This window comes from Actinomycetospora sp. (genome assembly GCF_055612215.1).
Window position 1 is genome coordinate 1 of record NZ_JBVPVA010000439.1, and the last position, 7,253, is coordinate 7,253.

Below are 7,253 nucleotides of genomic sequence, written 5' to 3' on the forward strand. Positions count from 1 at the left end.
AAGTACGTGGTGGTATCGGCGATCACCCCCACCCCCCTCGGCGAGGGCAAGACCACCACCACTGTCGGGCTGGGCCAGGCCAAGCGGCACATCGGCAAGCGCGCCACGGTGGCGGTCCGGCAGCCGTCGATGGGGCCGACGTTCGGCATCAAGGGCGGCGCGGCCGGCGGCGGCTACAGCCAGGTGGTGCCGATGGAGATCCTCAACCTGCACCTCACCGGTGACTTCCACGCGGTCACCGAGGCACACAACATGCTCTCCGCCGTGCTGGACAACCACCTCTACCAGGGCAACGCGTCCGGGCTGGACCCGTACCGGGTGACGTGGCGGCGCGTGCTCGACGTCAACGACCGGGCGCTGCGCAACGTCGTGACCGGGCTCGGCGGGCGGATGGACGGCGTGCCGCGGGAGTCCGGGTTCGACATCACGTCGGCCTCCGAGGTGATGGCCGTCCTCGCGCTGTCGAACTCGCTGGAGGAGATGCGCGCGCGGCTGGGCCGCATCGTCGTGGGCTACACCCGCGACGGCGACGCCGTGACGGCCGAGGACATCCACGGCGCCGGGTCGATGGCCGCGCTGATGCGCGACGCGCTCAAGCCCAACCTCATGCAGACCCTCGAGAACACGCCGGTCCTCGTGCACGCCGGGCCGTTCGGCAACATCGCGACCGGCAACTCCTCGATCGTCGCCGACCGGATCGGCATCCACTGCGGGGACTTCCTCGTCACCGAGGCCGGCTTCGGCGCCGACATGGGCGCCGAGCGCTTCTTCAACATCAAGTGCCGGACGTCGGGCATGACGCCGGACGCCGCGGTCGTCGTCGCCACCGTGCGGGCGCTCAAGGTGCACTCCGGCAACCACCGCATCGTCGCGGGGAAGGACCTGCCCCCGGCGCTGCTCGAGGAGAACCCCGAGGAGGTGCACGCCGGGGCGGCGAACCTGCGCAAGCAGATCGAGAACATGCGCCTGCACGGCGTCTCGCCGGTGGTCTGCATCAACGCCTTCCCCACCGACCACGACAGCGAGCACGCCGCGATCCGGGAGATCGCCGAGGAGATGGGTGCGCGGGTCGCGGTGTCGACGCACTTCGCCGACGGCGGGCGCGGCGCGGCCGAGCTCGCCGAGGCCGTCGCGGAGGCCGCGAACGAGGAGAGCCACTTCCAGCTGCTCTACCCCGACGACGCGTCGCTGCGGGAGAAGATCGAGACGATCGCGACGAAGGTCTACGGGGCCGACGGCGTGGACTACGCCCCGGCCGCGAACACCTCGCTCGACCTCTACGAGCGCAACGGCTTCGGCCGCCTCCCGATCTGCGTCGCGAAGACCCACCTGTCGATCTCGTCGGACCCGAAGCTGCTCGGGGCGCCGACCGGCTGGCGGATGCCGGTCCGCGAGGTGCGCGCCTCGGTGGGCGCCGGCTTCGTCTACCCGATCTGCGGCGACATGCGCACCATGCCCGGACTCGGCAAGAACCCGGCGGCGCACTCGATCGACGTGGAGCCCGACGGGACGATCGTGGGGTTGTTCTAGGTGGCCTCCGGCCCTGTGAGCACTTTTCCGCCCTATGACACGGGAAAGTGCTCACATGCGTGAGCACCTGGGCGAGGTGCCGGTCGGGAAGCTCGCCGAGGCCCTGGCGGCACGGGGTCCGGGGCCGGCGGCCGGGTCGACGGCGGCGGTGACGACGGCGCTCGCGGCCGGGCTCGCCGGGAAGGTCGCCCGCGGGGCCGCCCGCACCGACCCGGCGGCACTCGACCTCGCCCACGAGCTCGACGGCCTACGCGCCACGGCACTGACCCTCGCCGACGACGACGTCGCCGCCTACTCCGGCTTCCTCGCGGCTCGGAAGGCCCCCGGCGGGGCGGCGGCCGCGACCGAGGCGATCGTCCAGGTGCCCATGGACGTCCTGGGCGCGGCGTGCCGGGTGACCGAGATCGCGGCCGCGCTCGCCGAGCACGGGCCGGACGTGCTCTCCGGCGACGCCGTGACCGCCGCCCTGCTCGCCGCCGCGGCCGCGGAGTCGGCATCGACGCTGGTCGGGGCCAACATCGCCGACGCCGGGGAGGTCGCGGAGGGCCTCGACGGCTGGGGCGACCCACGCGTCGAGGACGCCGAGGAACGCGCCGGCGAGGCCCGGCGGCTCGCGGAGCGGGCGGCGTTCTGACCCCGCCGGTCGTCGTCGAGCTCCTCCGCGGCGAGGTCGTCGAGTCGGTGCACGCGGTGTCGCTGGTCGTCCTCGCCGACGACGGGTCCGTGGCCACCACGGCGGGCGACGTCGCCAGGCCCGTCTACGGTCGCTCGGCGCTCAAGCCGGCCCAGGCGGTGGCGGTCCTCGCGACGCCGGGCGTGGTGCTGGGCGACGCCGAGGTCGCACTCGCCGCCGCCTCGCACTCCGGCGAGCCCGGCCACCTCGAGGCCGTCACCGCCCTGCTCGCCCGCCACGGCCTGACCCCGGCCGCGCTGCGTTGCGTCCCCGACCTCCCCCTCGGTCCCGACGCCGCCCACGCCTACCTCGCCGCCGGCGGAACCCCGTCGCCGCTGGCCATGAACTGTTCGGGCAAGCACGCCGCGATGCTCGTCGCCGCCCGCGGCGACCCCGGCTACCTCGACCCCGGCCACCCGCTGCAGCGCGCCTGCCTCGCCGCGCTCGAGCACCTCGCCGGGCCGGTCCTCGCGACGAGCACCGACGGCTGCGGCGCCCCGGCGTTCGCGACGACCCTCACCGACCTCGCCCGCCTGCCGTGGGCGCTCGCGCACGCCGAGCCGGGGTCGCCGCCGGCCCGGGTTGCCGCCACGATGCGCGCCCACCCCTGGCTCGTGGGCGGCACCGGGCGCCTGGAGACGGTGCTGATGACCGAGGTGCCCGGCACGCTCGCGAAGAGCGGCGCCGAGGGCGTGCTCGTCGCCGCCCTGCCCGACGGCACCGCGCTCGCCGCGAAGGTCGACGACGGCCACGCACGCGCCCTCGGCCCCGTCCTGCTCGACGTCCTCGCCGCGACCGGCGTGTCCGCGCCGGACGCCGTGGTCGCGGTGGCCGCACCTGCCGTCGTCGGGGGCGGTCGTCCGGTCGGGCGACTCCGTACCCGCCCGGGAGCCGCAGGACACGCCGACTCGGCCGAGTGACGTCACCAAACGTGTCGAGGGGTCGCGGCGGACGGGCGAACACCGTGTGGGAGCCTGACGCTCCCGCGCCACCGGTGACCTGTCCCGTGAGGAGCCCCATGCCCGTCTGCCTGGTCGTGGCCGCCGACGCCGACACCGGGGAGCGGGTGGCCCGCTCGGTCGGTGACGGTTCCCGGACGCGGGTCGTCGACCTCGCCGAGCTGCTCACGGCGCTCGCGGCCGACCCGCCCGACGTCGTCGTCGTGGCCGCGGACGTCGTGCCGGCGGGCCCGCCGGTCCCCGCGTGGGCCGTGGCCGTCGAGGCGGTGCGGGAGGCGGCACCGGACGCCGCCGTCCTCGTGGCCGGCCCGCCCGAGACCGGGCGCGACGCCGAGCACCGGCTCGCCGCGGCCGCCCTCGACCTCGGGGCGCGGGGCTTCCTGCGCTCGGGGGAGTCGACGGGTCCGCGCCCGTTCGGCGGCCCGGGGCGCCCGAGCACCACGGAGCTCTCGCGACGCGAGCTCGACGTCCTGCTCGGGATGACCGAAGGCCTGTCGAACTCCGAGATCGCGGCCTCGCTCCTGCTCGCCGAGGACACCGTCAAGACCCACGCCCGCCGGCTCTTCCGCAAGCTCGGCGCGGGGGACCGCGCGGACGCCGTCGCCCGCGGGTTCCGGCAGGGCATCCTGCGCTGATCGGGTTCCCGCGGGCCCGGGTGGTCCGGACGACGTTGACCGACCGCGCGGGGTGTGGTGCCCTCTCTGGTCGACGGATGTGGAGGAAGCCGGTGTGAGGCCGGCGCGGTCCCGCCACTGTCACCGGGGAGCGGACCCCACGCATGGCCACGGCCGGGAGACCGGCGGGAAGGCCGGGGCGAGCAGCGATCCGGGAGCCAGGAGACTCCGGCCGTCGCGAGTGCCACCTGCCGATCGGGCGAGGAACCCGAGGAAGGCCCCGCGATGTCGCACGCTCACGACCCGCTGCCCGACCCCCGACCGGCCGTCCCGACCGGGCCCCGCGCGCTGCGGCGCCGGCCCGGCTGTCCGCGTCCGGGACGCGCCGGTGCCCCGTCGCGGGAGGGCCTGCTCGCCGACCTGCGCTCCGCCCTCGCGGCCGCGTGGGTCGCCGACGACGGGCTTCCCCTGGAGCACCTGGGCGCGGGGCCCGTCCGCTCGCGCGACGACGTGGCCGCCCGCGTCGACGCGCTCGCCCACGAGCTCTGCGAGCGCATGGACGCCGAGGCCTGGGACCCCGGCGCCGCCCCCCGCGCGGTGACCTCCGTGCTCGCCGCCTCGGTGCCCGCCGCCGAGGCCCTGCTGCTGCACGCCGCCGGCCTCGAGGGCCGGGCGCGGGAGGTGCGGTGACGGCGGTCCGCGTGACCGGCGCCGACCTCGACGTCGACCTGGGTCACCACGGTGACGCCGAGGTCGGGCCGGGGCTGGTCGACCTCGCCGTGAACGTCCGGGCCGGCACCCCGCCGGCCTGGCTCGCGACGCGGCTCGCGGAGTCGATGCGCGGGCTCGCCGCGTACCCCGACGCCACCGCCGCCCGCGCCGACGCCGCGGCCGCCCACGGCCGCCCCCCGGCGCAGGTGTGGCCGGTGGCGGGGGCCGCCGAGGCGTTCGTGCTGCTCGCGCGGGCCCTGCGGCCGCGGCGCGCGGTCGTCGTGCACCCGCAGTTCACCGAACCCGAGGCGGCCCTGCGCGCCGCGGGGCACGCGGTCGAGCGGGTGGTCCTCGACGGGTCGTTCACCCTCGACCCGGCGCGCGTGCCCGAGGAGGCCGACCTCGTCGTCGTCGGGAACCCCACCAACCCGACGTCGGTGCTGCACCCGGCGACGACGCTCGCGGCGCTCGCCCGGCCGGGCCGGGTGCTCGTCGTCGACGAGGCCTTCGCCGACACCGTGCCGGGCGAGCCCGAGTCGCTCGCGGCGCGCGGCGACATGCCCGGGCTGGTCGTGCTGCGCAGCCTCACCAAGACCTGGGGGCTCGCCGGGCTGCGGGTGGGCTACGTGCTGGCCGCCCCGGAGCTGGTCGAGCGGCTCGCCGCGGCGGCGCCGCCCTGGTCGGTGTCGACGCCGGCGCTGGCCGCGCTCTCGGCGTGCACGACGGCGGGCGCGCGGGCGGAGGCCGACGCGGCGGCCCGGTCCCTGGCGCTCGACCGGGCCCACCTGCTCGACGGGCTCGCACGGGTACCGGGCGTCGAGGTGCGCGGGGAGCCGGCGTCGAGCTTCCTGCTGCTGCGCACGCCGGGCCGCTCCGACGTCCGCGGGCTGCTGCGCGAGCGCGGCTGGGCGGTGCGCCGCGGGGACACGTTCCCGGGTCTCGACGCCGAGCACCTCCGGGTGGCCGTCCGGGACCGGACGACCTCGGACGCGTTCGTTGCCGCCCTGGCGGAGGTCCTGTGAGCGCGCTCGAGCCGGGTGACGCGGCCGCCCTGCACCGGGTCCTGGCGGCCCGGCGCGATGTGCGGCACGGGTTCACGTCCGACCCGGTGGACGACGCCGTGCTCCGCCGCGTGCTCGCCGCCGCGCACACCGCCCCGAGCGTCGGGTTCTCCCAGCCGTGGGACTTCCTCGTGCTGCGCGACCCGGCGCTGCGCGCGGAGCTGGCCACGCTGGCGGCCGCCCAGCGGGACGCGTTCGCGGCCTCGCTCCCGGCCGTCCGGGCCCGGACGTTCGCCGGGCTCAAGGTCGAGGCGATCCGGGAGGCGCCGCTCGGCGTCGTCGTGACCTGCGACCCGACGCGCGGTGGACGCCACGTGCTGGGCCGGCAGACCCAGCCGCGAATGGCGGCGCACTCGGTGGCGGGCGCGGTGCAGAACCTGTGGCTCGCCGCGCGGGCCGAGGGTCTCGGCGTCGGGTGGGTCAGCTTCTTCCGTGAACGGGAGCTGGCCGCCCTGCTGGGCGAGCGGGTCGGGTTGCCGGCCCACGTCGAGATCGTCGCCTACCTCTGTCTCGGGCACGTGTCGGCGTTCGCCGAGGCCCCCGAGCTCGAATCCGCCGGCTGGGCCCGGCGCCGACCGCTGGAGTGGGCCGTGCACGAGGACGTCTGGGGACACCACGACGGCGGCGACGCCCTCGACGCGGCGGTGGCGGCGTGCGCGTTGATCGACGTCGCCGAGGGCGAGGCCGCCGCGCGTGAGCGGCTGACCCGGATGACGGTGCCGCCGGGTGCGCTCGGGCAGGTCGCCGAGGTCGGTGTGCGCCTGGCCGGGCTGGCGGGCGAGTGCCCGCCGCCGGTCCCCGAGCCCGCGGTCGTCGCGGTGTTCGCCGGCGACCACGGCGTGCACGCCCGCGGCGTGACCCCGTGGCCGCAGGAGGTCACCCACCAGATGGTGACCAACTTCCTCGCCGGCGGCGCCGCGGTGAACGCGTTCGCCCACCAGGTCGGGGCCGAGGTCGTCGTCGTGGACGTCGGGGTGGCGGCGACCCTGGACGAGGGGGCCGGCCTGCTGCCGCGCAAGGTCCGGCGGGGGACCGCGGACATGACGGCGGGCCCGGCGATGAGCCGCGAGGAGGCCCGGGCAGCGGTGCTGGCCGGGGTGGAGGTGGCCCGCGACCTGGTCGCCGCGGGCAACCGGCTGCTCGTCACCGGGGACATGGGGATCGCGAACACGACGGCGTCGGCGGCGCTGGTGTGCGCGTTCACCGGGGCGGCTCCGGAGGTCGTGACCGGCCGCGGGACGGGGATCGACGACGCGATGCTGGCCCACAAGACCGCGGTCGTCCGTGAGGCGCTGGCCCGCCACGGCCTGCTCGGCGGCGTCGAGGATCCGCTGGGCGCCCTCGCGGCCGTCGGGGGCCTCGAGATCGCCGGGATCGCCGGGCTGCTCCTCGGCGGGGCGGCGCTGCGCACCCCGGTCGTCGTCGACGGGGTCGTCGCCGGCGCCGCCGCCCTCGTCGCCGCCGCGCTGGCCCCGACTGCGTCACACGCGTGGCTGGCGGGTCACCGTTCGGTGGAGCCTGCCCATACCCTGGCGCTGACCCACCTGGGGCTCGAGCCGCTGCTCGACCTCGGGCTGCGGGTCGGCGAAGGGACCGGGGCCCTCCTGGCGGCTCCGTTGGTCGCCGCCGCGGCGCGGGCGCTCGGCGAGGTCGCGACCTTCGACGCCGCGGGGGTCGCGAGCAAGGCGTGAGCACGACCGGCGAC

At 76.9% G+C, this 7,253-nt stretch carries 7 protein-coding genes and 1 riboswitch; all 7 genes read left to right on the forward strand.

Annotated elements, in window-relative coordinates:
• A partial coding sequence (locus AC0CYZ_RS12310; RefSeq protein ID WP_472215671.1) for a formate--tetrahydrofolate ligase occupies positions 1 to 1,530 on the forward strand: 1,530 nt, incomplete at its 5' end.
• Between the two features lie 55 nt (positions 1,531 to 1,585).
• Positions 1,586 to 2,164, forward strand: a complete 579-nt coding sequence (locus AC0CYZ_RS12315; protein ID WP_472215673.1) for a cyclodeaminase/cyclohydrolase family protein — start codon at positions 1,586 to 1,588, stop codon at positions 2,162 to 2,164.
• On the forward strand, positions 2,161 to 3,123 hold the full coding sequence (locus tag AC0CYZ_RS12320) for an asparaginase (protein WP_472215682.1): 963 nt from the start codon (positions 2,161 to 2,163) through the stop codon (positions 3,121 to 3,123). The genes AC0CYZ_RS12315 and AC0CYZ_RS12320 overlap by 4 nt, the downstream gene beginning before the upstream one ends.
• A 98-nt stretch (positions 3,124 to 3,221) precedes the next feature.
• The gene (locus AC0CYZ_RS12325) at positions 3,222 to 3,797 is read left to right on the forward strand and encodes a helix-turn-helix transcriptional regulator (RefSeq protein ID WP_472215675.1); all 576 of its coding nucleotides are present in this window, start codon (positions 3,222 to 3,224) and stop codon (positions 3,795 to 3,797) included.
• Between the two features lie 83 nt (positions 3,798 to 3,880).
• A riboswitch (cobalamin riboswitch) is annotated at positions 3,881 to 4,004 on the forward strand.
• A 57-nt stretch (positions 4,005 to 4,061) separates the two neighbouring features.
• Complete coding sequence (locus tag AC0CYZ_RS12330; RefSeq protein WP_472215677.1) at positions 4,062 to 4,466, forward strand: hypothetical protein; 405 nt, start codon at positions 4,062 to 4,064, stop codon at positions 4,464 to 4,466.
• Positions 4,463 to 5,509 (forward strand): Rv2231c family pyridoxal phosphate-dependent protein CobC, encoded by a 1,047-nt coding sequence (cobC, locus tag AC0CYZ_RS12335; protein WP_472215679.1) that lies wholly within the window; start codon positions 4,463 to 4,465, stop codon positions 5,507 to 5,509. Before AC0CYZ_RS12330 ends, cobC begins: the two co-directional genes overlap by 4 nt.
• On the forward strand, positions 5,506 to 7,239 hold the full coding sequence (gene cobT, locus AC0CYZ_RS12340; RefSeq protein WP_472215680.1) for a nicotinate-nucleotide--dimethylbenzimidazole phosphoribosyltransferase: 1,734 nt from the start codon (positions 5,506 to 5,508) through the stop codon (positions 7,237 to 7,239). Before cobC ends, cobT begins: the two co-directional genes overlap by 4 nt.
• The last annotated feature ends 14 nt before the right edge of the window (positions 7,240 to 7,253 follow it).